Consider the following 24,754-nt stretch of genomic DNA (forward strand, 5'->3'; position numbering starts at 1 on the left):
GCTCGACCTGCAGGCGATAGACACCCGTCTCGACCAGATCGAGCACGCCCGCAAGAGCCTGCCCGAGCACGCCCGGCTGGCCGACCTCGAGACCAAGGCCGAGGGCCTCGACTCGCTGCTGGTGCGGGCCAGGACCGAGCTGGGCGACATCCAGCGCGAGGTCGCCAAGGCCGAGGGCGACGTGCAGCTGGTCCGCGACCGCGCGGCTCGCGACCAGGCCCGCCTCGACGCCGGCACCGGCTCCGCCAAGGACCTCCAGGCGATCCAGCACGAGCTCACCTCGCTGGTCCGGCGGCAGTCCGAGCTGGAGGACGTCGAGCTCGAGGTGATGGAGCGCGCCGAGGACGCGGAGTCGGCGGTCACGCAGCTGGACGCCGAGCGCGCGACGCTGACCGAGCAGCTGACCGCGGCCACCGAGGCCCGCGACGCCGCGCTCGCCGACCTCGAGGCCGAGGCCGTCAGGGTCGCCGCCCCGCGGGCCGACATCGTGGCCGGGGTCGGCGAGGACCTGGTCGCCCTCTACGAGAAGATCCGGGCGCAGAGCGGTGGCCTCGGTGCCGCCCCGCTGCGACAGCGCCGGTGCGGTGGCTGCCAGCTCGAGCTCAACAACGTCGACATGAACCGCATCAAGGCGGCTCCTGCTGACGAGCTGCTCCGGTGCGAGGAGTGCCGCCGCATCCTCGTGCGCACCGCCGAGTCCGGCCTCTGACCCGTGCCGGCGAGTGGACGCACCCTCGTCGTCGAGGCTGACGGCGGCTCCCGCGGCAACCCCGGGGTCGCGGGCTACGGCGCACTGGTGCGCGACGGTGCCAGCGGCCGGGTGCTCTGGGAAGGCGCCGCCCCACTGGGCAAGGAGTCGAACAACGTCGCGGAGTACTCCGGGCTGATCGCCGGGCTCGGCGCGGTGCTGCGGATCGACGCGAGCGCCGACGTCGAGGTGCGGATGGACTCCAAGCTGGTCGTCGAGCAGATGGCGGGGCGCTGGAAGATCAAGCACCCCGACATGCGCCAGCTCGCGCTCGAGGCGCGCGACCTGGCCGCGCAGATCAGCGCCGCCGGCGGGTCGGTGTCGTTCACCTGGATCCCGCGGGAGCGCAACAAGGACGCCGACGCGTTGTCCAACGACGGCATGGACGGCCGGACCATCGACCGGATGCTCGTCGGTGGGGGCGCGGGCGAGGGCGACTCGTCCGACGCCGCGACCGTGGCCGAGGTGGTCGACGAGGTCATCGACCCCGCGCCCAGCCCGGCCCCACCCGGCCCGGGGGAGGGCACGCCGACCCGCATCGTGCTGGTGCGCCACGGCGTCACCGACTTCACGGAAGCCTCGCGCCTCGACGGCCGGGGTGGCTCCGACCCCTCGCTCAACACCGCCGGGCAGGCGCAGGCCGCCGCCGCCGGTCGGGCCACCGCCCACCTGCTGGGTGGCTCCCCGGCCCGGGTGGTCACCTCGTCACTGGCCAGGGCCAGGGAGACCGGCGCGGCGGTCGCGGAGGCCATCGGCGTGACGCCGTCGGTCGACGCCGACTGGGACGAGCAGGACTTCGGCGACTGGGACGGCGCCAGCATCCCTGACCTGGTCCGCGACCAGGCCGAGGCGCTGACCGCGCTGCGGGTCGACGCGGCATACGCCCGTCCGGGTGGGGAGTCGCACGACCAGCTCGCCGCGCGGGTGGTGGCGGCCTTCGACCGCGTCGTCGCCGCGGGCGGCACCACCGTCGTCGTGTGCCACCGCAAGCCGATCATGTGCGTGCTCGCGCACGTGCTGGGCATCCCGCACGACAAGGTCTGGCGGCTCGCCGCAGCGCCCGGCTCGCTGACCGCGCTCGAGGTCTGGCCGGACGGCAACGTCTCTGTCGCCTTCACCAACCGGACCTGACGGCTTCCGCGCCCGGTGTGGACGTCGCGCGAAGACGTCCACGAGGTGGGCCCCTCGTCTCGCCATGTGGCGAGAGTTCTAGGCTGGCGGCATGAGCGCGGAGTCCATCGACGCTGACCCCACCCCCGCCGTCCCGAGCAGCTACGCCGGCGACGTCACCCCCGACGACGCGTATGCCGCCCTGGCGGCCGACGACGACGCGGTCCTCGTCGACGTGCGCACGACCGCCGAGTGGAGCTACGTCGGGCTACCCGACCTGAGTGCCCTGGGCAAGCGCGTCGTCTGTGTCGAGTGGCAGCGCTATCCCGACGGAGCGGTCAACGGTGACTTCGTCGAGCAGCTCCAGGACGCCGGCCTGCCGGACGGTGCGCCGATCTACTTCATCTGCCGGTCCGGGGTGCGGTCGGTGGCCGCGGCCAAGGCGGCGACCCGGGCCGGGCTCGGCCCGTCCTACAACGTCCTCGAGGGCTTCGAGGGACCGCACGACGAGCAGCACCACCGGGCCGTCTCCGGGTGGAAGAACGCCGGACTGCCCTGGCGGCAGGGATGAGCGAGCTGACCCCGGAGACCGGGGCGGGCCAGGCGTTCCGCCCCGACACGGTGGCCGTGCGAGGCGGTCTGGCGCGCAGCAACTTCGACGAGACCGCCGAGGCGCTCTACCTGACGTCGGGCTTCGTCTACGAGAGCGCCGAGCAGGCCGAGGCGGCGTTCAAGGACGAGGTCGACCACTTCATCTACAGCCGCTACGGCAACCCGACGGTCACCATGTTCGAGGAGCGGCTGCGCCAGCTCGAGGGCGCCGAGGCCTGCTTCGCCACGGCCTCGGGGATGTCGGCGGTGTTCGTCGCGCTGGCCGCCCTGTTGGGCCAGGGCGACCGGGTCGTCTCGTCGCGCGGCCTGTTCGGCTCCTGCTTCGTCATCCTCGACGAGATCCTCCCGCGGTGGGGCGTCGAGACGGTGTTCGTCGACGGGCCCGACCTCGACCAGTGGCGCGAGGCGCTGTCGGTGCCGACCCAGGCGGTGTTCTTCGAGACGCCGAGCAACCCGATGCAGGAGCTCGTCGACATGCGCGCGGTGTCCGACCTCGCCCATGCGGCCGGCGCCCAGGTGGTCGTCGACAACGTCTTCGGCACGCCGATCTTCTCCAAGCCGCTCGACCACGGCGCCGACATCGTCGTGTACTCCGCGACCAAGCACATCGACGGCCAGGGCCGCACGCTCGGTGGCGCGGTGCTCGGCACGTCGGAGTTCGTCAACGGTCCGGTCAAGAACCTCATGCGGCACACCGGACCGTCGATGTCGCCGTTCAACGCGTGGGTCCTGGTCAAGGGGCTCGAGACGCTGTCGCTGCGGGTCGAGAAGCAGGCCGCCAACGCGCTGGCCGTCGCGGAGGCGCTCGAGGCCCACCCCCGCGTGACGAAGGTGCTGTTCCCGTGGCTGCCATCGCACCCCCAGCACGACCTGGCCCGGCGCCAGATGCTCGGCGGGGGCACGGTGGTGACGTTCGAGATCGACGGCGGGAAGGACGAGGCGTTCGCGCTGATGAACGGGCTCCGGGTCGTCGACATCAGCAACAACCTCGGTGACGCCAAGTCGATGGTGACCCACCCGGCCACCACGACCCACCGACGGCTCACCCCCGAGGCGCGCGCCGCCGTCGGCATCACCGACGGCACGGTCCGGATCTCGGTCGGGCTCGAGGACCCCCTGGACGTGATCGAGGACCTCGTCCGCGGCCTCGGCTGACCGGCACCCGGCACCCGGCACCCCTAGGCTGCCCGCATGGCCACGACGCACCGGCTCAGCAGGATGACCGGTCGGAGCGAGGACGAGTCGCACCGCACCGCGACGCCGCTCGAGCTGTTCTTCGACCTCAGCTTCGTCCTCGCGTTCAGCGCTGCCTCCGCGCAGTTCTCCCACGCCGTCGCGGCCGGCCACCTCTCCAGCGGGCTGGTCGGCTTCGTCTTCAGCATGTTCGCGATCGTCTGGGCGTGGATCAACTTCACCTGGTTCGCCTCGGCCTACGACACCGACGACTGGCTGTTCCGCGTCACCACCATGGTCCAGATGGTCGGGGTGCTCGTCCTGGCCATCGGCATCCCTCCGCTGTTCGCCTCGCTCGAGCACGGGGAGCACCTCGACAACGGCCTGATGGTGGCCGGCTACGTGATCATGCGCCTCGCGATGGTCTTCCAGTGGCTGCGGGCCGCGAAGCAGGACCCGGCCCGGCGGTCGGCCTGCTTGGCCTACGCGAAGGCCATCGCCCTCGCCCAGGTCGGCTGGGTGGCCCTCATCGCCCTGCACACGACCCCGTGGCAGACCTTCGTCCTGATGCTCCCGCTCTACGTCGTGGAGCTCGGCGGGCCACTGTTCGCGGAGCGGCGTCGCGGCGGCACGCCGTGGCACGCGCACCACGTGGCCGAGCGGCACGGCCTCCTCGCCATCATCGCGCTCGGCGAGTGCCTCCTCGGCACCATCGCCGCGCTGTCGGTGCTCGTGGAGAAGCAGCACGGGCTCAGCGTCGACGTCGTCGTGCTCGGTCTGGCCGGCACCGGGCTGGCCTTCAGCATGTGGTGGCTGTACTTCACGCTGCCGTCCGCGGAGGTGCTGCACCGCAGGCGCCCGCTCGGCTTCCGCTGGGGCTACGGCCACATCGCCGTCTTCATGGCGATCGCCGCCACGGGCGCGGGCCTGCACGTCGCCGCCTACTACCTCGAGGGCGAGTCGGAGCTCGGCCCGGTCGGGGTGGTCCTGGCCACGGCCGGGCCCGTGGCGGTCTTCGGCCTGTGCCTCGCCGCCCTCTACGGCGTTCTCGTGGGGCTGGACCAGGCGGCCCTGCGCAACGGTGCCGCCGCCCTGGCGCTCCTCACGCTCGCCGTCGTCCTCGCCGCCGCCGGTGTCGGGGTGCCGTGGTGTCTCCTCGTCGTGATGCTCGCGCCGGTGCCGGCCATCATCAGTGACGAGCGAGTCGTGGCCCGTCGTCGCGAGGAGGCCCTGGCCAGGCTGCTCGACGACTGAACCACCTGGGCCCGCAACCTGAGCGCCCCCGAGGGTGCCCAGGTTGCGGGGTCGGCGGACCCCCCAGTCAGGCGGTGACGACCAGGGCGCCGAGCGCCAGGCCGCCCGCCACGACGCTGCACAGGAGCCCTTGCACGGCGAGCGAGCGCATCGAGATCTGGAGGCCCCGGGCCCGGCACCGCTGCGCCCACAGCAGCGTCGCCAGCGAGGCCCACGGTGTCACCAGCGGCGCGACGTTGACCCCGATGAGCAGCGCCATCAGGCGTTGCGGGGCGTCCGAGGTCACCGACTCGAGGGCGATGTAGGCGGGCAGGTTGTTCACGGCGTTCGCGGTCACCGCGCCCGCACCGGCCACCTGCGCCAGGTCTGCGGCCGACGTGCCTTCTCCGGCCAGCGCGGCGAGGGCGGGCTCGAGGCCGAGCTGGAGGGCGGCGTCGATCACGACGAAGAGGGCGGCCACCGCCAGCGCCATCTTCCACGGCACCTTCAGGTGCCGCACGAGGTCGCGGTCGCGCGACCTCGCCGCGACGACCAGGACGATGGCGGCCACACCCGACACCCAGGCGGGCGGCAGCCCCACCGCGAAGAGCGGACCGACGGCCACGCACACCGCCGCCGAGACCCGCAGCAGGACCTGGTCGTGCGGGTCGGGCGGGGCGTCCGGCAGGTACCGACCCGTGAGCTCGCGCCGGTGCACGAGGTAGAGGACCAGCACCGTGCCGACCACCGCGGCCACTGCGGGCAGGACAGCCAGTCGGATGTAGCCGGCGTGCCCGACTCCCAAACGCTCGAAGTGATGCAGGGCAAGGAGATTGGTGAGGTTCGAGACTGGCAGCAACAGGCTGGCCGTGTTGGCTATCCACAGGGTCGTCAGGGCGAACGGCACGGGGGAGATGCCGAGCTGCGCGGCGATGGCCAGGCCGACCGGGGTGAGCAGGACTGCCGTCGTGTCGAGGCTGAGGACGACCGTGCAGGCCACCGCGACGAGAACGAACAGCAGCCACAGCACGGGCGTGCGGTGCCGCCCGGCCCGGGACGCCCAGTGACCCGCGACGTCGAACACCCCCGCTGCGTCGGCGATCTCGGCCACCACCGTGATCGCCACGAAGAAGATGAGGACAGGGAGCACCCGCAGCAGGACGTCACCCAGCTCGGCGCCGTTCACCTGCGAGCTGTGGCGTCGAGGATCCAGGGTCGGCCGGCCTTGCCCGGCGGGGTGAGCTCGACATCGAACGACTGCTCGAGCACCGTGGCCAGGTCGCGCACCCGCCGGACGTCGCGTCCCACCCGGCAGAGCTCGCGCGCGACCAGACCCCTGGTGTGCTTGGCCATGTGGGTGGCGCCCGGGACCCGGACCTGCACCCAGCGGTCGGCGAGGTCGCCCGTGGGCGTCCACGCCGCGGCATACGTGCTGGAGCGGCAGTCGACCACGACGCCACGGCCGGCGACCTCGGGGAGGACGGCGGTGAGCTCGGGCTTCCAGGCGCTCGCGAGTGGTCCCACGCCCGGGAGGTTCACGGCCATCGACAGGCGGTACGGGGCGATCGCGTCGGTGGGGCGGACGGCGCCGTAGAGGGCCGAGACGACGACGACCCACCGGTTGGCACGACGCTTCGCGGCGGGGTCGAGGTCGGCGTAGGCCAGCGCGTCGTACAGCACCCCTGAGTAGACACGGGACGCGGGCAGGGCCGGTGCGGTGTGGAGCACCAGGTTGCGGGCGATCTCGGCGGTGAGGTTGGCACTGACGCCCAGGGTGGCCGCTGCATCGGGGTGCGCACTGACCTTCGCGACTGCCTCGGCGACGGCGTGGCGGGTCGGCGCGAGCTCGGGGAAGGAGAGGTGCTCGTGGGCCACCGGCCGGCCGCGGGTCCGCCCGGTCTTCGACTCCGAGGGCGGCAGCAGGATGAGCACACGGACAGCCTAGGACCAGCGGGGCGGCGGTCTGCCGACGGCTCCCGGCGCCGGGTGCTGGTTAGGTTGGGGTCATGCCCAAGCGCAGCATCCACGTCCAGGAACCCACGCGCGAGCAGACCGCCAAGCAGTCCGCTGCCCTGGTGGCGAGGTTCGACGCCATCCGGGCCGAGCTGAAGGTCCCCGAGGCCTTCCCGCCCGAGGTGGAGTCCGAGGCGAAGGCTGCCGCCGAGGCTCCCGACCTGCCCGAACGCGACGAGACCGCCCTGCCGTTCCTCACCATCGACCCCCCGGGGTCGATGGACCTCGACCAGGCGCTGCACATCGAGCGCGCCGGTGACGGCTACCGCGTCCGCTACGCCATCGCCGACGTGCCGGCCTTCGTCCGGGCCGGGGGAGCCGTCGACGCCGAGACCCGGCGCCGCGGGCAGACCATCTACGCCCCCGACCAGCGCACCCCGCTCCACCCACCGGTGCTGAGTGAGGACGCGGCCAGCCTCCTCGCCGACCAGACCCGCCCGGCGTTCGTCTGGGACATGACGCTCAAGGCCGATGGTGAGGGCACCGAGGTCGTGGTCTACCGGGCGATGGTGCGCAGCACCGACCGGCTGGACTACGAGGGAGTGCAGCAGGCCATCGACGACGGCTCGGCCGACGAGCGGCTCCTGCTGCTCAAGGAGGTCGGGCTGAAGCGGATCGAGTTCGAGCGCCGCCGGGGCGGAGCGAGCCTGCCGATGCCTGAGCAGGAGGTCAACGAGGACGACCACGGCCACTACCGGCTGTACTTCCGGCCGCCGCTGGAGGTCGAGGACTGGAACGCCCAGATCTCGCTGATGACCGGCATGGCGGCGGCCGAGATGATGCTGAAGGCCAAGGTCGGCATCCTGCGCACCATGCCAGCACCCGACCAGAACGCCGTCGGGCGGTTCCGCCACGCGAGCCGGGCGCTCGGCGTCGAGTGGCACAAGGGCACGCCCTACGGCGAGTTCCTGCGCACGCTCGACCGGACCAACCCCAAGCACCTCGCGCTCATCCACGAGGCGACGGCGCTCTTCCGCGGTGCCGGCTACACGCCGTTCGACGGGGGGCTCCCCGAGCAGGCCGAGCACGCCGCGGTGGCCGCTCCCTACGCCCACGTCACGGCACCCCTGCGCCGGCTCGTCGACCGGTTCGGACTCGCGATCTGCGAGGCCCTCAGCTCCGGCGCCGAGGTGCCCGCGTGGGCTCGCGAGGCGCTGCCCTCGCTGCCCGAGGTGATGGCCGCGTCCGACAAGGTCGCCCACGGTGTCGAGCGCGCCTGCGCCGACGCCGTCGAGGCCGCGGCCCTCGAGGACCGGGTCGGCGAGGTGTTCGAGGCGATGGTCGTGGACAAGCGCGAGAAGGGCGGGGCCGTCGTGCAGATCCAGGACCCGGCCGTGCTCGCGAACGCCGATGGGCAGAACGAGCTCGGCACCGCGGTGCAGGTCAGGCTCACCGAGGCCACCGTCGCGACCGGCACGGTCCGGTTCGAGATCGTCCACTAGCCCTCGACCCTCCCCGCCCTGTTGGGAGCGCTTCTTCCGAGCCTGTGCCGAGTCAACGGCCTGCCCGAGCCCACCCGTCAGGTGGTGCGCCGCGGACCCCGAGGACGGATCTACCTCGACGTCGCCTGGGAGGAGCACGGAGTGGTCGTCGAGATCGACGGCGCCCAGCACCGCCAGGGGCTCGCCGTCACGTCGGACAACCTCCGGCGCAACGCGTTGCAGCTCGGCGGCGCGATCGCGCTGACGATCGACCTGGTCGGCCTGCGGCTCGAGACCGCCGCGTTCCTGGGTCAGGTCAAGGACGCCCTCGCTGTCGCGTCCGGGGTCCGAGCGAGAACTTCCGGAGTTCCGGGCGTTTCGCTTCCAACAGGGCCGTCTCGGGGCGCAGGGCGGGGGTGAGGTATGCCGCGTGGCCGGCCACGCGGCATACCTGCCCTATCCTTGGCGACGGATGAGTCGGTCAGGCGGTCGCGTCGGTGAGCAATCACCGCCGAGGAACGTCCGGGCTCCGAAGGGCAAGGTGGTGGCTAACGGCCACCCGGGGTGACCCGCGGGACAGTGCCACAGAGAACAGACCGCCACGGTGGACCACCCGGCCTCGGCCGGGCCGGCACCGCGGTAAGGGTGAAACGGTGGTGTAAGAGACCACCAGCGGGCCAGGTGACTGGTCCGGCTAGGTAAACCCCACCTGGAGCAAGCTCAGACAGTGCACGTTCGAGGGCGGCCCGCCCGAGTGCACGGGTAGGGCGCTGGAGGCAGTCGGCAACGGCTGTCCTAGATGGATGACCGTCCCCCGCTGGTTGGTAACGACCAGCGGTGACAGAACCCGGCGTATCGACCGACTCATCCACCCACTGCGTGCTCGAGAGGCTTGTCAGCCTCTGACCTGCACGAATGTCGCGTGAGCGTTGGGGAGTCGCAGGGAACAATCGACCGCGATTCAGACGGACCCGCCACGGACCTGTGGCCCGCGGTCGTCGCTCGGACGGACCTGGGACGGACCAGCAAGGCACCGTCGCAAGCTGAGCCGTCGCACCTCGCGCCCTTCCTGCTCGACGACGGCGCCGATGCCCGCGTCCCAGAGCTATCACCCGTCCTCAGCGAGCCGGGCGCACCAGGTCTCGAGGGCGCCTTCGGACCCGTCCATGCGGAAGTCAAAGAGGGAGTAGCGCCACACGGGGTCAGAGTACGTGGGCTGAATCGGCCGCGTGGCATGTCCCGGTCTGAGAGGGTCAGGCATGAGACGACGTGACTTGTGAGCCCCGAAGCGCTCGGGCTACTGCTCGGCATCGCAGGTGGGGCCGTCACTTGGTACAGCTATCGAGCTATCGAGAGGCGCCGTGCCAGGCGCGAAGCAGGAAACCCTGCACCGCCGATCGGCGCCGACACGAGTCCCCGGGTCGATCCATCTGAGCGGCGTGCTCTGGCTGAGTACCTCGAGGCTCAGAAGGCACGCGAGAAGCGCCGGCCCTAGACAAGCTGGTTGAGGGCCTGGCTGGCTGCCGGCGCTGCCACCACCTGGGCGCGCCGAGGCAAGAGCCTCCGCTCGAGCAGGAACCAAGACGCGGTGCCTGCGAACATCGCGACGCCGACCGCGACGGGGAGGAAGATGCCGATCCCTTGGGCGTCGACGCCGAGGACGATGAGCAGCTGCTGGGTGGGCCACCCATACAGGTACGTGCCGTAGGAGATGTCGTTGGTGCGGAACTGCCGGACGGGTAGGAGCGCGCCGCCGGCGAGGATCGCGTAGGCCAGCGGTATGGCGGCCAGCGCGGGGTGCACCATCGCCATCGCAACGGCAAATGCCAGGGCGATCCGGGTGGTGCCGCGGGTTGGGCGGATGTGGTCGGCGCGGGTGGAGATGACCCAGCCGGCGGCGAAGAGGGCGACGAACCAACCGAGGCCGTGCTGGTTGTCGGTCGTGATGGCGGATGTCGTCGCGATGGCGTAGGTCGCCAGCGCGACCGTCGTCTGGTGTCGGCGGGCCGTAGCGAGAGTCAGCGTGCTTCCTGCGATGAGGTAGCAGAGGAGCTCGAACACGAGGGTCCACGCTGGGCCGTTCCACATGACGAGGCCGGCCGGGGCGCCCGCCGTTTCGTCGCCGATGGTCTGCTGGGTGATGAAGGTGCTGGCGTTGGTGACGACGTAGGTGAGGGCGGCACGCGGCAGGTAGGTGGCGCCGGTGAGGTGTGCGGCGATCGGTGAGGCGATGAGGGCGATGATGGCGCAGCAGGCCCAGAACGCGGGGTAGATGCGGCGTGCCCGGCGCAGGAGGAAGGTGCCGAGGTCGGTGTGGAGGCGGGCGCGGGGGATGAGGTATCCGGAGATGGTGAAGAAGCCGGCGACTGCCCACCCGCCCAGGGGGACGCCGGCGTAGATGGGCTCTGGGTGGCCGAGCAGGGAGAACGAGTGCGACACGATCACGAGGACAGCGAAGGGTGACGTGGGCCTCCCCACCGGACACGGCCACGACGGGCACCGACTCGGCTGCTGCTGCGGCGCGATTGGTCCACGTGTGGTGAGCAGGCGCACACCGTCCTGCACCATCACAGGGCGGTGTCCTTCAGGTCGGTGAAGTCCGTCGGTCGGGCCATGCAGAAGTTGAGGCGGGTGCGCGTGAAGCTGACGCCTCCGGCGCGTGCAGCCCCTCAACCAGCCTGAGCAGCAGGACGTCGCCGGGCAGCAGGTCACCGGCCGCACCCGTCTGGGGCACGCAGATCCCTCAGGGACGCTGCGCACCTACGGCCACCTTTGGCTCTCGGATCAAGCACGGATCGTGGGCGCGATCGAGTTCGCTCACGGACTAGAGACGGATCAGGGGAAGGAAATGCGCAGGTCAGGGGCTAGTTGTCGCTGGACCGGGCGTATCGACCGACTCATCCACCCAAGGCCATGGCTGTCCTGACGCCGAGCGAGCGTCCCGTGGTGACTCACGACCCGTTGAGGAATGTCAGAAGTCGACACCATGAACAGGGAGCTTGAGTGGTGCGATGCGGGTGCTGCGTTTCGCCGACTCCAGGAGAGCGGGGATGTCGCCGTTGAAGCGGTCGACGCCAAGGGCCATGGACACCAACATCATCTCCACCGACCGCAACGGCTGGGTCCACTTCAGCAGGACCCTGTCGGGGAGGCAATGGCGCATCGCCTCGATCTGCGAGAACGTCGCGCGGTCGCCGCGGAACGACCCACCTTGGACGAGCGACGGCCCCAGTCCGCCGACCAGAGCCGTGCACTCTGTCATCTGCTCCTTGGACGTGTCCGTGGTGTTGAGCATGACGCGAACCTTGCCGCCTGCAGGCGCGACAGCATCGACCACGGCTTCGACCTGCTCCTGGACCAGGTGCAGGCAGCCCTGGCGGTCGAGTCCGGGTGCCACGACCAAGGCCACCTCTGAGGCCCCCGCAGCCACGAGTTCAAGAGCTTCGGCAGCGAGGTCGGCGGGGTCCTGGAGCCTCGTGGTGTCATGGAAGCCCAGGGTCGTCACTGTCGCCGTGCTGCTGCCCAGCAGCCTCCGGGCGGCTATGGAGACGTGTTCGGGGCGGCACACCACTGCGGCAAGTCCGGCGTCTGCGGCGTAGTCGCATCCTCGCTGGAACCGCCCCCTGTCGACCTCGGGACCGAACAGGCGGTGTTCGAGAGCGCCGGCGACGGTCTCGCGGCTCACGACCTCGCGATCCAGGAGGACTCTTGCGCGCATCCACGGACTGTCCCGTGTGAGCACATGCCTCTGTTCTGCCATCGAACCCACCCCCTAGGCCGGCAGTCTGTCACCTTTCACCAGATTTGCCGCGAATGCTCGGATTCGTCGCGGGCCAAGCGCGACGTGACTGCGGCTTGCAGCCCGCCCCGACCCAGTACGGCGGGGGTGCAGTCACAATGTCGTGGAGACCGCCGGCATCGGCAGTTCGGACGGAGACCGGGTGCTGGCCGGGAGGTTTGTGCCTACGGTGAGGACATGCGAATCACCCACCTCGGACATGCCAGCCTGCTCGTCGAGGTCGCCGACACCCGCCTCCTGCTCGACCCCGGCGGCTGGTCGCCCGCGGCCCAGGAGGTGCGCAACCTCGACGCGGTGCTCGTGACCCACCAGCACCCCGACCACCTCGACCAGGACCGGCTTCCCGACCTGCTGAGGGCCAACCCCGGCGCGCAGGTCCTCACCGACCCCGACACCGCGACGATCCTGCGCGACAAGGGCATCGACGTGACGGCGTTCGCGGCGGGCGACACCACGACGATCGAGTCGGTGACGGTGCAGGGGGTGGGGGACCTGCACGCGCTCATCCACGAGGAGATCCCCAGGATCCACAACACGGGCATGCGGGTCAGCGCGGACGGCGAGCCCACCTTCTTCCACCCGGGTGACTCCCTCGATGCCGAGCCCGAGGGAGTCGACGTGCTGGCCTTCCCCCTCAACGCCCCGTGGGCGCGCAGCCGCGAGATGACCGCCTTCCTGCGACGCCTGGCGGCACCGCACGCGATCCCGGTGCACGACGGGCTGCTCAGCGCCGCCGGCCGCGCCCTCTACCTGGGCCAGGCGGCGAACCTCGGGTCGAAGGACACGCAGATCCACGACCTCGCCGGGGGAGCGCCGCAGGAGTTCGACGCCGGCTGACCGCGCAGTCCGGTGAGTGAGTCGAATTTGGTTCTTAGGATAGCCTCACCTACTCTCCTTCCGTGCCCAAGAACTCCAAGGCCCCCAAGGGAGCCAAGGTCGCCAAGGCGAAGAAGAAGTGCTGCAAGGACAAGCCGCGGTGCGCGTCGTGTCCGGTGGTGCTGATGCGCCTGGAGAAGATGGGCTACGCCGAGCGCGACGAGGACAAGCCGCGCCGCTACGTCGTGGAGCAGAACGTCCCGAAGAAGGCAATGCTCATCGCGCGACAGCGGTGACGGGTTAGCGTCGTCCCATGCAGGACGCGCCGACCACTCCCGAGCCCGCCGCAGGGCCAGCACCGGTGACCACGCGCCAGCCCGAGATCGCCCTGGGCCTGCGTGGACTGACCAAGCGCTTCGGCCAGACCACCGCGGTCGACCACCTCGACCTCGACGTGCCCAGGGGCTCGTTCTACGGCCTCGTCGGCCCCAACGGTGCGGGCAAGACCACGACGCTGTCGATGGCCACGGGACTGCTGCGCCCGGACTCCGGCACCGCCCACGTGCTCGGCGTCGACGTCTGGGACGACCCGGTCGCCGCCAAGTCCCAGATCGGCATCCTCCCCGACGGCCTGCGCCTGTTCGACCGCCTCACCGGACACCAGCTGGTGACGTATGCCGGCCTGTTGCGTGGGATGGACCGTCAGCTCGTCGCGGAGCGCACCGCCGAGCTCTTGGCGGCACTGGGGCTGACCGACGCCCAGGACAAGCTCGTCATCGACTACTCGGCGGGCATGACCAAGAAGATCACCCTGGCCTGCGCCCTGATCCACGCCCCACGCCTGCTGGTCCTCGACGAGCCCTTCGAGGCCGTCGACCCGGTGTCCGCCCGGACCATCCGGGGGATCCTCGAGGACTTCGCGGCCAGTGGTGGCACGGTGGTCCTCTCGAGCCACGTGATGGACCTGGTCGAGCGGATCTGCACCGACGTGGCGATCATCGCCGCCGGCGTGGTGCGCGCCTCGGGCACCCTCGACGACGTGCGAGCCGGCGCGAGCCTCGAGGACCGCTTCCTCGACCTGGTGGGTGGCAGCACCAACGTGGAGGGGCTGGCGTGGTTGCGCACCTCGTCCGACTGAAGCTGCACCTGCTCCGCAACGGCCTCCGGCGCAGCGTCGCCGCCGTCGTCGGCATGGTGATCGGGGTCATCTACGGCGGCGGGTTCGTCGTCCTCGCCCTCGCCGGGCTGGTGGCCTTGCGCGCCCAGGGCGACCTCGAGCTCCCCGGGTCCGTGGTGGTGGTGACGGGGTCAGTGCTCGTGGCCGGCTGGTCGCTGCTGCCGATCATCCTGTTCGGCGTCGACCCGACCCTCGACCCCACGCGGTTCGCGACCTTCGCCGTCCGCGAGCGGACCCTGGCCGTCGGGCTGGTCCTGACCGCCCTGGTCGGGCTGCCTGGCGTCGCCACCATCCTGCTGGTGCTGGGGACCGTGGTGGCTGGTTCGCGCTCGGTCGCGGCCACCCTGGCCGCCCTGGTCGGAGGGTTGCTCGGGCTGGTGACCTGTGTCCTCCTCAGCCGGATCGTCACCGCCGCGGCCGCGGCCGTCCTCGCCACGCGGCGCGGGCGCGATGTGGCCGGGGTCGGGGGCCTGCTGCTGTTCATCGTCGCCGGCCCGATCATCGGCGGGCTCTCCGACGGAGGCATCGACCGCGCCACCCTCGACAGCACGGCCCTGGTGCTCGCCTGGACACCGCTGGGCTGGGCCTGGGCAGCGGCCGGTGACGTCACGCTGGGGGAGTGGAGCACGGGACTCACGCACCTCGCCCTGGCGGCGGCCCTGGTCCTGGTCCTCCTCGTGGTCTGGGAACGGCTGCTCGTCTCCGTCCTGCGCAACCCACGGTCGGCGTCCGCGGACGGCGGCAAGGTCTCGGCGGGTCTGGGCCTCTTCGGACGGCTCCCGGCGACGCCGATGGGTGCGATCGCAGCGCGGGCGGGCACCTACTGGGTCCGTGACCCCCGCTTCAACGTCCCCGCCATCATGACCATCCTGCTGCCGGCCGGGCTGCTCATCCCGGGCCTCGGCTCCGGGTCCCAGCTGGCCCTCCTCGGGATGCCGCTGGCGTCCGCGTACCTCATCGGCTGGGGGCAGCACAACGACGTCGGCTACGACTCCACGGCGTTCTGGTTGCACGTCGCGTCCGGGGTCGACGGCGTGAGCGACCGGCTCGGCCGGCTCTTTCCGTCGGGGCTGATGGCCGTGTTCTGCATCCCTGTGTACTGCCTGCTGGGACCCCTGTTCGGTGCGCCGTGGCGCATGCTGCCGGCGACGTTCGGCACCGCAGTCGCGTTGGCGCTCAACGGTTTCGCGGTCGCCTGTGTCACCAGCGCGGTGAAGCAGTATGCCGTGCCGGCACCCGGCGAGAACCCGTTCACCAGCCGTCCGGGATCGGCGGGGGTGACCCTCGGCGTGCAGGCCGTCTGCGGCGTCGCCGTGTGGACGCTGTCGCTCCCGGCGCTGGGGCTCGCGGTCGCGGCATACCTTGGCGTGGGCTGGGCGGCCTGGGCCGCGCTCGTGCTCGGCCCCGTGTTGGGCGGGGTGGCGCTGCTGGTCGGGACCCGGCTCGGCGCCGACCTGTTCCGTCGTCGCCAGGCGCTGCTCCTGCAGGACCTCGTCGCGATGCGCTGAGACCGGCGGCGGCGCCGCCGGTCCCTCGAGCGTCCTGCCTACTTGTGGGCGGCGAGGTGGGCGGCGCCGATGATCCCGGCCTTGTTCTCCAGCGTGGCCGGCACGATCGGGGTCTTGAGCTTCAGGAGCGGCAGGAACTGCTCGGCGTCCTTGGAGACCCCGCCACCGACGACGATGAGGTCGGGCCACAACAGGGCCTCGAGGTGGCTGTAGTAGCGCTGCAGCCGCTCGGCCCAGACGGGGTACGACAGGCCTTCCTTGTCCTTGATCGAGGAGGCTGCCCGCGACTCGGCGTCGAAGCCGTCGATCTCGAGGTGCCCGAGCTCGGAGTTCGGGATGAGCACGCCGTCGTAGATCAGCGCCGTCCCGATGCCAGTGCCGAGCGTCGTCATGACGACCAGGCCCTTCTGGCCCTTGGCCGCGCCGTAGTGGATTTCGGCGACCCCCGCGGCGTCGGCGTCGTTGACCAGGACGATGTCGTGGCCCAGGACCTTCTCGAGCATCGGCTCGGCGTCGAAGTCGAGCCACGACTTGTCGATGTTGGCGGCGGAGCGGACCATGCCGTGGGTCACCACCCCGGGGATGGTCACCCCGATGGGGGAGTCGCCCCGCACGGCGTCGAAGTGGTCGACGATCTGGTCGATGACTGCCGCCACGGCCTCGGGGGTCGATGGCGTGGGGGTGTCGATCCGCATCCGCTTGGACGCGAAGGCTCCCGCGGCCAGGTCGACGGGCGCGCCCTTGATGCCGCTGCCGCCCACGTCGATCCCCAACGGGAGTCCGTGCTTGGCCTGCTTGGCTTCCTTCGCCATCGGTCCGCCTTCCTTGCGGTGTTGCCGTGCTACGCCAGCGTGAGGATCTCGTTGCCGTTCTCGGTGATGAGGATGGTGTGCTCGAACTGTGCCGAACGACGGCGGTCTGCCGTCACGACTGTCCACCCGTCGGCCCACATCTCCCACTCAGGGGTGCCGAGGTTGAGCATCGGTTCGATGGTGAAGGTCATACCAGGCTCGATCACGGTGCTGTAGGAGGGCGCCGCGTCGTAGTGGGGGATGACCAGCCCGCTGTGGAACGTGCGACCGATCCCGTGGCCGGTGAAGTCGCGGACGACGCCGTAGCCGAAGCGCCGGGCGTAGCTCTGGATCACCCGCCCGATCACGTTGATCTCACGACCGGGGATGGCGGCCTTGATCCCGCGCATCATCGCCTCGCGGGTGCGGTCGACGAGGAGCCTCGACTCCTCGTCGACATCACCGCAGAGGTAGGTGGCGTCGGTGTCGCCGTGCACGCCGCCGATGAAGGCGGTGATGTCGATGTTGACGATGTCGCCGTCCTCGAGCCGGCGGTCGTCGGGGATCCCGTGGCAGACGACCTCGTTCACGGAGGTGCACAGCGACTTCGGGAAGCCCTTGTAACCCAAGGTCGAGGGGTACGCCCCGTGGTCGAGGAGGAACTCGTGGCCGACGCGGTCGACCTCGTCCGTCGTGACCCCGGGGGCGATCACCGCTGCGGCCGCCGCCATGGCCTGGGCGGCGATCCGCCCCGCAACCCGCATCCGCTCGATGGTCTCCGGGTCCTTGACCTCCGAGCCGGTGTCCCGTGCCGGCGCCGGCCGGTCGACGTACTCGGGCCGCGCGATCGAGGCGGGCACCGGCCGGCGTGGAGAGACCACGCCCGGCGCCACGCTTGCGTACGTCAACGGCATACGGTGGAGTCTAGGGACGTACGCAGATCCGTCGAGTTGGAGGGCACCCCCATGGCCTACTGGTACAACGTCAGCAGCGGTCAGGTCGAGAGCGATGACAACAAGAGCCAGGGAGACGACCTGATGGGTCCCTACGACTCGCAGGAGGCGGCGTCCAACGCCCTGCAGACCGCTCGTGAGCGCACCGAGAAGTGGGACGCCGAGGACAAGGCGTGGGAGGACGGCGAGGACTGAGCCGCTCGCGGGTCCCACGCTCCGCGTGGGCGGACTGAGCTGCCGGCGGACTGCTGAACCCGGCGTCAGCCGCCCAGGCGGTGCACCGACACGGCGTAGCCGGAGTCGGGCCGCCACGACTCGCGGTCCCACGTGCCGTGCCGACGGACGAGGGTCAGTCCGGCGACCTCGCAGGCCCGGTCGTAGTCGTCGAGCGGGGTCACCGGGCAGCCCTGGGGCAGGTGGGCGGCGTCGAGCCCGAAGCCCGCCACGAGCAGGCCGCCGGGCTGGAGGTGGGCGGCCAGCCGTTGCACGGCGGCGAGCAACGTGCCGGGGGCCAGCAGCGGGATGACGTTGCCGGCCAGCACGGCGAGCTCGAACGCCTGCGACCGCAGCTGCAACCGGCTGAGGTCCTGGCGCACCCACGTCGTCGCGGGGTCGCGTTGTTCGGCCACCTCGATCATGGCGGCGTCGGCGTCGACCCCGACGCAGTGGTAGCCCAGAGCGGTGAGCTGCGTGGCGACCCGACCAGTGCCGCAGCCGGCGTCGAGCACCCGGGCCGGCGGTGACAGGACCGAGGCCACGAAGGCCGCCTCACCGTGGATGTCCATTCCCTGGGCGGCCAGGTCGTCGAACCGGCGCTGGTACGCGGTCGCGGCACCCGGGCCACCGGACACCTCGGACCACCGCGTGCGGGGCTCCATCTCGGTCATGTCATCCAGCGTAGATTCGGTTGGGGCGCAGGGGAACCCGGTCAGCCCAGCTCACGCAGCCCGGGCAGGACCCGGTCGGCGAACGTGGTGAGGAAGCGGGCCTGGTCGTGGCCCGGCCCGTGGAAGACCAGGTGGTTGAAACCCCAGTCGACGTAAGGCTTCACGGCGGCGACCACTTCCTCCGGGTCGTCGGAGACGATCCACCGGGAGGCGACCTGCTCGTCCGAGAGCTCGTCGCCGAGCCGACCCAGCTCGACCGGGTCGGTCGTGCCGTGCTTCTGCTCGGCGGTGAGCGACAACGGCGCCCAGAAGCGGCAGTTCGTCACGGCCTGCTCGCGGTCCGGGTCCCACGAGAGCTTGATCTCGATCATCCGGTCGAGGTCGTCGCGGGTGCGGCCGGACTTGGCCAGCCCCTCGTCCACCGCGGGGAGCAGCTTGTCGCGGTAGAGCTCCTCACCCTTGCCCGAGGTGCAGATGAACCCGTCACCGGACCGGCCGGCATACCGGGCCACCAGCGGGCCGCCTGCGGCCACGTAGACGGGCACAGGCTGGTCCGGGCGGTCGTAGACGGTCGCGTCCACGACGCGGTAGTAGTCGCCGTCGAAGGTGACCCGCTCCTCGGTCCACAGCTTGCGCATCAGCGTGACCGCCTCGCGCAGCCGCGCGAAGCGCTCCTTGAACTCCGGCCACTCCTCGACCGACCCGACGACGACCTCGTTGAGCGCCTCGCCGGTGCCGATGCCGAGCAGCACGCGACCGGGATACAGCGAGCCGAGGGTGCCGAAGGCCTGGGCCACCACCGCCGGGTTGTACCGGAACGTCGGCGTCATGACCGAGGTGCCGACCTGCACGCGGTCGGTGCGCTCGCCGAGCGCCGCGAGCCACGCGAGCGAGAAGGGGGCGTGACCCCCTTCGTGCCGCCACGGCTGGAAGTGGTCGGAGATGAGCACGCTGTCGAGTCCCACCTGCTCGGCCAGCACCCCGAAGTCGAGCAGCTCTCGAGGGGCGAACTGTTCGGCGGAGGCCTTGTAGCCGATGCGCAGGGTCATGGCCCCACCGTATGCCGGGCCTCCGGCAGCGTCGTCGGCTGGGACCCGCCTTGGTTCGGAAGTTCCGCCGGGCCCTGACCCGGCGGAACTTCCGTACGAAGCGGTCTTGCCGGTTTAGAACGTGATGCCGCGCGCGGCGAACCGCGCCTTGACCAGCGCTGCGGCGGCTGCTCCGTCACGGGCCAGGGCGGTGTCGTAGGTCGCCTTGGCCGCAGCCGAGAACGACGTGTCCGGCGCGAACCGGAACTGCGCGTCGATGAGGGTGGTGTCCCAGGCGCGGGTCGTCTTGCCCATGGCGACGTAGCCGAGCCGGATCTCCCAGAGCGCCTGGCTCCAGATCTGGCCGTCGGCGTGCACCTCGCCCTCGCGGGTCTTCACCGTCATGCCAGTGTCGAAGCGCCGGATGCAGTGCGGCGCCTTGGTGTACGACGTGGCGTCCCAGTCCATCGGGCAGGCTTGTTCCGCCTTGACCGGCCAGCCGTACTGACCAGCGGCGTCCAGCCCCACCGACACCGCGAGGTAGTCGCCGAACGACTCGCCGATCGAGCCCGCGTCCAGGCTGGCGCCGTAGCCGGGGACCTGGGAGGCGTGGACGGCGTGGCCGTACTCGTGCACGATCACCTCGGCGTCCTCCGCGTCGTCGACCCCGCCCTTGCCCAGCCGGATCCGGTAGGGCTTGTCGGTCTGGTAGGAGTTGTCGCCGCCGTACTGGTCGATCTTGACCACGAAGGGCTGCTTGACGATGCCCGGCAGGGTCGACCCGAACCCGAGCGACTGCAGGTACTCCTGCGCCTGGTTGACCCAGAAGTAGCCCATCACCTGCTCGAACTGGTCCTGGTGCCGGGTGTAGGCGAAGGTGTTCGTCGTGCTGAATGCCGGTGTGCCCGTTGCGGACTGGACGGTGGCCCACTTGCCCCGCAGATAGCCCGAGCCGTCGAGGTTGCGAAGCGGCACGGTGGCGTACGCGCTGGCCGGCACCGCGGCGTCGGAGTCCTTCTGGTCGGTCAGCGTCTGGTCGCCGGACGACTGGACGGGGTTCACCATGAAGACCGACCCGGTGCCGGTCGAGCTGCCGCTCCCGGTCTTGGTGGCCGCGGCCGGGGTGGCGGCAGCCAGCGCCAGGGCGGTGCAGGCAGCGGTGACGGTGACGAGCGCGGTGGTGCGTAGTCGCTGGGGCACGGGTGTCCTCCTCGTGGTGGGGTCGGGTCCGGTCGGGACCCACCGGGGGACGCTAGCGGGTGAAATGCCCGGGTCAGGTCCTACCGATGCACGAGTTTCGGGAGACCTGACGACGCTTCCCTCACTCGAGGAAGGAGTTCTCCGAGGCGGGGAACGAGCCGGAGGCGACGTCCGCGGCATACGCTGCGGCCGCTCGGCCGAGCTCGCCGCGAAGGTCGGCGTACTTCTTGACGAACCGCGGCGCCTTGCCACCGCGCAGGCCGGCCATGTCCTGCCACACGAGCACCTGGGCGTCGCAGTCCGGTCCGGCCCCGATGCCGATGGTCGGGATGGACAGCACCTCGGTGACCCGCGCGGCCAGTGGCGCGGGCACCATCTCCATGACGACGGCGAAGCAGCCGGCCTTCTCCAGCGCGACGGCGTCCTCGACGAGCCGGTCACCGGAGTCGCCACGGCCCTGGACGCGGTAGCCGCCGAGGACGTGCTCGCTCTGCGGCGTGAAGCCGATGTGGCCCATCACGGGGATGCCGGCACGGACGAGGAGCTCGACCTCGGGCACCATCGGCTTGCCGCCCTCGAGCTTGACCGCGTGGGCCAGGCCCTCCTTCATGAAGCGGGTGGCCGTGGCCAGGGCCTGCTGCGGGCTGGCCTGGTAGGAGCCGAACGGCAAGTCGGCCACCACCATCGCGTGCTTGGCCGCTGACGTGACCGCGCGGACCAGCGGCACGAGGTGGTCGACCGTGACCGGCACCGTGGTCTCGAAGCCGTAGACGTTGTTGCCGGCCGAGTCGCCGACGAGCAGCACGGGGATCCCGGCCTCGTCGAAGATCTCGGCGGAGTACATGTCGTAGGCCGTGAGCATGGCCCACTTCTCGCCCCGCTCCTTCATCGCGCGCAGGTGGGGGATGCGCACGCGGCGCTGCGGCGCGGCCTGGGCCCCGGTGCCGTAGGGCGCGGTGACCTCCCCGGCTGCGACGGTGGAGCCGGGGATCGGTGCTGAACTCGGAGGCTGCTCGCTCATGCAAGGACCCTATCGACGGGTCGGGCCGACGGGAGGGACCGCCCGAGCGACCCCACGCTGGGAAACCCCACCCTTTCCCGGCGAGCGGGACAGTTGCGGCCTTGTCGGGCACCGGTTCGCTGGACCGCTGATTTTGCGGGGCTCGTGCGTGCGCGGTGAGCCTTCTCCATCGTTCGGGGGTTTCTTTACCAAGTTCTTAACCGTCGAACCATTGGTCTGTTAGCGCAACCGTGTTTGGGTCGCCCTTGTGTGTCCGAACAAGGACCGCCAATTTCAACTGGAGGATTTGTGAAGAGACGTCATCTGAGCGCTCTCTCGGGTGCGGCCATCGCCGCCGTCACCCTGAGCCTCGTTTCCGCTCCGGCGCAGGCGACCCCCGCGCCGAAGGACTCGGAGCCCAAGGCTGCCAACCGGGAGCACGACCTGCCGAACCCCCTGGGCGACGCTGCTCGCGCCCTCCGCAAGGAGGCCGTCGACAAGCTCGTCAAGGGTGAGGCCACCACCGAGATGCGTGGGGGCCAGCGGGTCATCAAGCTCGCGGGCAACGCCAAGGCTCCGAAGGGGAGCAAGGAGGCGAGGGACCGTTTCGTGTCCTACCCGGTCGAGCGCGAGGAGGACATCTTCACCGTCCTCACCGACTTCGGCACCCAGACCAAGACCGGCTTCGACGCCACGCCCGGCCCGGTGCACAACAACATCCCGGCGCCCGACCGCGTCTGGGACGGCAACGCGACGGACGACAACTCGACGTACTGGACCGCGGACTTCAACCGCGCCCACTACGAGGACATGATGTTCGGCGACGGTGAGTCGTTCAAGGACTTCTACCTCAAGCAGTCGAACGGTCGTTTCGTGGCCAAGGGTGACGTCTCCGACTGGGTGACCGTGCCCTTCAACGAGGCCCGCTACGGCAAGAACAACAACGCCGACGGCTACTGGAACTACGTCAAGGACACCGCGACCGCTTGGTACAACGCCCAGAAGGCGGCCGGCAAGAGCGACGCCGAGATCACGACGTACCTCAAGCAGTTCGACAAGGTCGACCGCTACGACGCGGACCAGGACGGCAACTTCAACGAGCCCGACGGTTACATCGACCACTTCCAGGCCATCCACGCCGGTGAGGGCGAGGAGGCCGGCGGTGGTGCCCAGGGCACCAACGCCATCTGGTCGCACCGCTGGTACGCCTACTCCACCGACGCCGGCAAGACCGGCCCGGAGGGCGCGAAGCTCGGCGGTGTGCCGCTGGGCAACTCCGGCATCTGGATCGGTGACTACACCACCGAGCCCGAGAACGGTGGCCTCGGTGTCTTCACCCACGAGTTCGGCCACGACCTCGGTCTGCCGGACTACTACGACACCGCGGGTGGCGACAACGGCACGGGCTTCTGGACGCTGATGTCCGGTGGCTCGTGGCTCAACCACGGCACCGACTCGATCGGCACCACGCCGGGCTACATGGGCCCGCTCGAGAAGCTGCAGCTCGGCTGGCTCGACTACAAGACCGTGCCCTACGGCACGGACATGACGGTCAAGCTCAACCCGGCCGACCAGCCCAAGGGCACGGCGTCCTACCAGGCGCTCGCGGTCACGCTGCCGGACAAGACGGTCAAGACCGACTACAACACCCCGCACGGTGGCTCCTACGAGTGGTGGGGCGGGGCGAACGACAGCCTCAACAACACCCTGACCCGCACGGTGGACCTCACCAACGCGACCACCGGTTCGGTCTCGGCCTGGCTGCAGTACAACATCGAGCAGGACTACGACTACCTGTACGCCGAGGTGAGCACCGACGGTGGCGCGACCTGGAAGGACGCGGCAGCGCCGATCTCCGGTCCGTCCGACAACGCCGGCCTCACCCCGTGGGCGCAGAAGTCGTGGGACCTCACGCCGTACGCCGGCAAGAGCGTCCAGTTCCGCTTCCGCTACGCCACCGACGGCGGTCTGCACTTCGAGGGCCCGTTCCTCGACGACCTGGCCATCACCGTCGGCGGCACCACCGTCACCGACGACGTCGAGGGCGGCACCAACGGCTGGACGGCCGACGGGTTCACCCGCATGACCGGTTCCACGTCCGAGGTCGTCAGCCACTACTACCTGGCTGAGAACCGCACCTACACCGGGTACGACAACACCCTCAAGACCGGCCCGTACAACTTCGGCTGGGCCAACACCAAGCCCGACTGGGTGGAGCGGTTCCCGTACCAGAACGGCCTGCTGGTCTGGTACGTCGACGGTGAGTTCACCGACAACAACACCTCGGGTCACCCGGGTGGCGGCCAGTCGCTGCCGGTGGACGCACGTCCCGCCCCGTTGACGTTCGCCGACGGCGTGAAGCTGGGCAACCGGCGTCAGCCGTGGGACGCCACGTTCGGTCTCGAGCGGACCGACGCGGTGACCTTCCACCGCAACGGCACCGCGCTGAACGTCCCGTCGCAGCCGGCCATCCCGGTCTTCGACGACAGCGACCCGAACAAGTACTGGTCCGCAGCCAACCCCTGGTCCTCGGTCAAGGTTGCTGGCTCCGGCACGGTCATGAAGGTCAACAAGTCGGAGGACGGCGGCAACCAGCTGCAGGTCCAGGTCAGCTTCAAGTGACCTGACGCGCTGACCGAGGTCAGTGCGCACGACACGGCAGGGCCCCGGGATCCACGATCCCGGGGCCCTGNACAGACTCGAAGGAGGTCGCCGACCTGCGGCGACACGACAGCGCTCGACTACACCCAGCTCGACAAACCCAGTTCGACACCCAGTTCGACACCCAGTTCGACAAACCCAGTTCGACAAACCCAGGAGGACTGACTGATGGCAGACAGCTTCGAGGTGGTGCAGAGCGGCTCGGAGGACGAGCTGACCGAGGAACAACGGCACGAGGTCGTGGCGGCCCAGCTGCGCGGCGAGGCGAAGGCGGCTGGCCAGGGCCCCGAGGCCGTGGTCGCCGCCGTGGCGTCCGAGCTGGAGGAGATCGGGCTGGAGCCGGACGCCTCCGAGCTGCATCGGCGCTACGAGGAGATCGACCCCGAGATCCCCGAGCTGACCGATGCCGACGACGACGTCCCACCGGCCGACCAGGGGACCGGCGCGGCCACGGCGGCAGCGTCCGACGACCCGACCACGGAAGGTCCCGTCGCGGCCGGGGTCGACGCCGGCCGCGCGCACGCACCGGTCGACGACCAGACACCGCGCTAGCCCCCGCCACGGGAAGGGCCCCGTCAGCCGGCTGGCTGACGGGGCCCTTCGCGGTGCTGGCGGACCAGCAGA

At 70.6% G+C, this 24,754-nt stretch carries 24 protein-coding genes and 1 other RNA gene; 15 read left to right on the forward strand and 10 right to left on the reverse strand.

Features of this window, described 5'->3' with window-relative positions; all coding sequences use genetic code 11:
• From ASG95_RS08895 to ASG95_RS08915, 5 genes are all read left to right on the forward strand, one after another.
• Positions 1 to 709 (forward strand): zinc ribbon domain-containing protein (locus ASG95_RS08895; RefSeq protein ID WP_082593102.1); only part of this gene is annotated, 709 nt, incomplete at its 5' end.
• A gap of 3 nt (positions 710 to 712) precedes the next feature.
• Entirely contained in the window at positions 713 to 1,879 is a 1,167-nt protein-coding gene (locus ASG95_RS08900; RefSeq protein ID WP_057377234.1) for a bifunctional RNase H/acid phosphatase, read from the forward strand.
• A 91-nt stretch (positions 1,880 to 1,970) separates the two neighbouring features.
• On the forward strand, positions 1,971 to 2,429 hold the full coding sequence (locus ASG95_RS08905; protein ID WP_056923437.1) for a rhodanese-like domain-containing protein: 459 nt from the start codon (positions 1,971 to 1,973) through the stop codon (positions 2,427 to 2,429).
• Positions 2,426 to 3,625 (forward strand): O-succinylhomoserine sulfhydrylase, encoded by a 1,200-nt coding sequence (locus tag ASG95_RS08910; RefSeq protein ID WP_057377235.1) that lies wholly within the window; start codon positions 2,426 to 2,428, stop codon positions 3,623 to 3,625. The genes ASG95_RS08905 and ASG95_RS08910 overlap by 4 nt, the downstream gene beginning before the upstream one ends.
• Before the next feature lie 36 nt (positions 3,626 to 3,661).
• Positions 3,662 to 4,897 carry a low temperature requirement protein A gene (locus ASG95_RS08915; RefSeq protein WP_057377236.1) on the forward strand — a complete coding sequence of 412 codons (1,236 nt, stop codon included), beginning with the start codon at positions 3,662 to 3,664 and terminating at the stop codon, positions 4,895 to 4,897.
• 67 nt (positions 4,898 to 4,964) lie between these two features.
• Here the strand turns inward: ASG95_RS08915 and ASG95_RS08920 are convergent, their stop codons facing one another.
• Both ASG95_RS08920 and ASG95_RS08925 read right to left on the reverse strand, forming a co-directional pair.
• Entirely contained in the window at positions 4,965 to 6,062 is a 1,098-nt protein-coding gene (locus ASG95_RS08920) for an SLC13 family permease (RefSeq protein WP_057377237.1), read from the reverse strand.
• On the reverse strand, positions 6,059 to 6,808 hold the full coding sequence (locus tag ASG95_RS08925; protein WP_057377238.1) for a YaaA family protein: 750 nt from the start codon (positions 6,806 to 6,808) through the stop codon (positions 6,059 to 6,061). Before ASG95_RS08925 ends, ASG95_RS08920 begins: the two co-directional genes overlap by 4 nt.
• A 74-nt stretch (positions 6,809 to 6,882) precedes the next feature.
• Between ASG95_RS08925 and ASG95_RS08930 the strand changes: the two genes are divergently transcribed.
• From ASG95_RS08930 to rnpB, 3 genes are all read left to right on the forward strand, one after another.
• Entirely contained in the window at positions 6,883 to 8,331 is a 1,449-nt protein-coding gene (locus tag ASG95_RS08930) for an RNB domain-containing ribonuclease (protein WP_057377239.1), read from the forward strand.
• Between the two features lie 84 nt (positions 8,332 to 8,415).
• Positions 8,416 to 8,730 carry a hypothetical protein gene (locus tag ASG95_RS08935; protein WP_157581856.1) on the forward strand — a complete coding sequence of 105 codons (315 nt, stop codon included), beginning with the start codon at positions 8,416 to 8,418 and terminating at the stop codon, positions 8,728 to 8,730.
• A gap of 53 nt (positions 8,731 to 8,783) precedes the next feature.
• Positions 8,784 to 9,181: RNase P RNA component class A (rnpB, locus tag ASG95_RS20395), an RNA gene on the forward strand.
• Positions 9,182 to 9,801: 620 nt separating this feature from the next.
• Here the strand turns inward: rnpB and ASG95_RS08940 are convergent.
• Together ASG95_RS08940 and ASG95_RS08945 are read right to left on the reverse strand one after the other, a co-directional pair.
• Positions 9,802 to 10,755, reverse strand: coding sequence for an acyltransferase (locus ASG95_RS08940; RefSeq protein ID WP_056923430.1), 954 nt, complete (start codon positions 10,753 to 10,755; stop codon positions 9,802 to 9,804).
• A 526-nt stretch (positions 10,756 to 11,281) separates the two neighbouring features.
• Positions 11,282 to 12,028 (reverse strand): hypothetical protein, encoded by a 747-nt coding sequence (locus ASG95_RS08945; protein WP_157581858.1) that lies wholly within the window; start codon positions 12,026 to 12,028, stop codon positions 11,282 to 11,284.
• 258 nt (positions 12,029 to 12,286) lie between these two features.
• On the opposite strand from ASG95_RS08945, the gene ASG95_RS08950 reads away from it, so the two are divergent.
• From ASG95_RS08950 to ASG95_RS08965, 4 genes are all read left to right on the forward strand, one after another.
• Positions 12,287 to 12,946 (forward strand): MBL fold metallo-hydrolase, encoded by a 660-nt coding sequence (locus ASG95_RS08950; RefSeq protein ID WP_056923428.1) that lies wholly within the window; start codon positions 12,287 to 12,289, stop codon positions 12,944 to 12,946.
• Between the two features lie 62 nt (positions 12,947 to 13,008).
• A complete protein-coding gene (locus ASG95_RS08955; protein ID WP_056923427.1) occupies positions 13,009 to 13,221 on the forward strand; it encodes a hypothetical protein in 213 nt (70 codons plus the stop codon).
• 17 nt (positions 13,222 to 13,238) lie between these two features.
• Positions 13,239 to 14,063, forward strand: a complete 825-nt coding sequence (locus ASG95_RS08960) for an ABC transporter ATP-binding protein (RefSeq protein WP_082592448.1) — start codon at positions 13,239 to 13,241, stop codon at positions 14,061 to 14,063.
• Positions 14,039 to 15,610 carry a hypothetical protein gene (locus tag ASG95_RS08965; RefSeq protein ID WP_056923426.1) on the forward strand — a complete coding sequence of 524 codons (1,572 nt, stop codon included), beginning with the start codon at positions 14,039 to 14,041 and terminating at the stop codon, positions 15,608 to 15,610. The genes ASG95_RS08960 and ASG95_RS08965 overlap by 25 nt, the downstream gene beginning before the upstream one ends.
• Positions 15,611 to 15,648: 38 nt before the next feature.
• Here ASG95_RS08965 and ppgK read toward each other — a convergent pair whose 3' ends face one another.
• Both ppgK and map read right to left on the reverse strand, forming a co-directional pair.
• On the reverse strand, positions 15,649 to 16,422 hold the full coding sequence (ppgK, locus tag ASG95_RS08970) for a polyphosphate--glucose phosphotransferase (protein WP_056923425.1): 774 nt from the start codon (positions 16,420 to 16,422) through the stop codon (positions 15,649 to 15,651).
• 29 nt (positions 16,423 to 16,451) lie between these two features.
• Positions 16,452 to 17,315, reverse strand: coding sequence for a type I methionyl aminopeptidase (gene map / locus ASG95_RS08975; protein ID WP_056923424.1), 864 nt, complete (start codon positions 17,313 to 17,315; stop codon positions 16,452 to 16,454).
• A gap of 51 nt (positions 17,316 to 17,366) precedes the next feature.
• Here map and ASG95_RS08980 point away from each other — a divergent pair, with 51 nt between their 5' ends.
• Complete coding sequence (locus ASG95_RS08980) at positions 17,367 to 17,549, forward strand: hypothetical protein (RefSeq protein WP_056923423.1); 183 nt, start codon at positions 17,367 to 17,369, stop codon at positions 17,547 to 17,549.
• A 65-nt stretch (positions 17,550 to 17,614) separates the two neighbouring features.
• On the opposite strand, the gene ASG95_RS08985 is transcribed toward ASG95_RS08980, so the two are convergent.
• The 4 genes from ASG95_RS08985 to panB form a co-directional block, all read right to left on the reverse strand.
• Positions 17,615 to 18,241, reverse strand: a complete 627-nt coding sequence (locus ASG95_RS08985) for a bifunctional 2-polyprenyl-6-hydroxyphenol methylase/3-demethylubiquinol 3-O-methyltransferase UbiG (protein WP_056923422.1) — start codon at positions 18,239 to 18,241, stop codon at positions 17,615 to 17,617.
• Between the two features lie 41 nt (positions 18,242 to 18,282).
• On the reverse strand, positions 18,283 to 19,290 hold the full coding sequence (fgd, locus tag ASG95_RS08990; protein WP_056923421.1) for a glucose-6-phosphate dehydrogenase (coenzyme-F420): 1,008 nt from the start codon (positions 19,288 to 19,290) through the stop codon (positions 18,283 to 18,285).
• Positions 19,291 to 19,404: 114 nt separating this feature from the next.
• Positions 19,405 to 20,469: a M36 family metallopeptidase gene (locus ASG95_RS08995; RefSeq protein WP_056923420.1), complete on the reverse strand. Its 1,065-nt coding sequence runs from the start codon at positions 20,467 to 20,469 to the stop codon at positions 19,405 to 19,407.
• A 121-nt stretch (positions 20,470 to 20,590) separates the two neighbouring features.
• The gene (gene panB, locus ASG95_RS09000; RefSeq protein WP_057377240.1) at positions 20,591 to 21,490 is read right to left on the reverse strand and encodes a 3-methyl-2-oxobutanoate hydroxymethyltransferase; all 900 of its coding nucleotides are present in this window, start codon (positions 21,488 to 21,490) and stop codon (positions 20,591 to 20,593) included.
• Between the two features lie 288 nt (positions 21,491 to 21,778).
• Here panB and ASG95_RS09005 point away from each other — a divergent pair, with 288 nt between their 5' ends.
• Together ASG95_RS09005 and ASG95_RS09010 are read left to right on the forward strand one after the other, a co-directional pair.
• The gene (locus ASG95_RS09005; RefSeq protein ID WP_056923418.1) at positions 21,779 to 24,091 is read left to right on the forward strand and encodes an immune inhibitor A domain-containing protein; all 2,313 of its coding nucleotides are present in this window, start codon (positions 21,779 to 21,781) and stop codon (positions 24,089 to 24,091) included.
• A 207-nt stretch (positions 24,092 to 24,298) separates the two neighbouring features.
• Positions 24,299 to 24,682 (forward strand): hypothetical protein, encoded by a 384-nt coding sequence (locus tag ASG95_RS09010; protein ID WP_057377241.1) that lies wholly within the window; start codon positions 24,299 to 24,301, stop codon positions 24,680 to 24,682.
• The last annotated feature ends 72 nt before the right edge of the window (positions 24,683 to 24,754 follow it).

Origin of the sequence: Phycicoccus sp. Soil803 (assembly GCF_001429685.1) — a bacterium.
Lineage (GTDB): Bacteria > Actinomycetota > Actinomycetes > Actinomycetales > Dermatophilaceae > Pedococcus.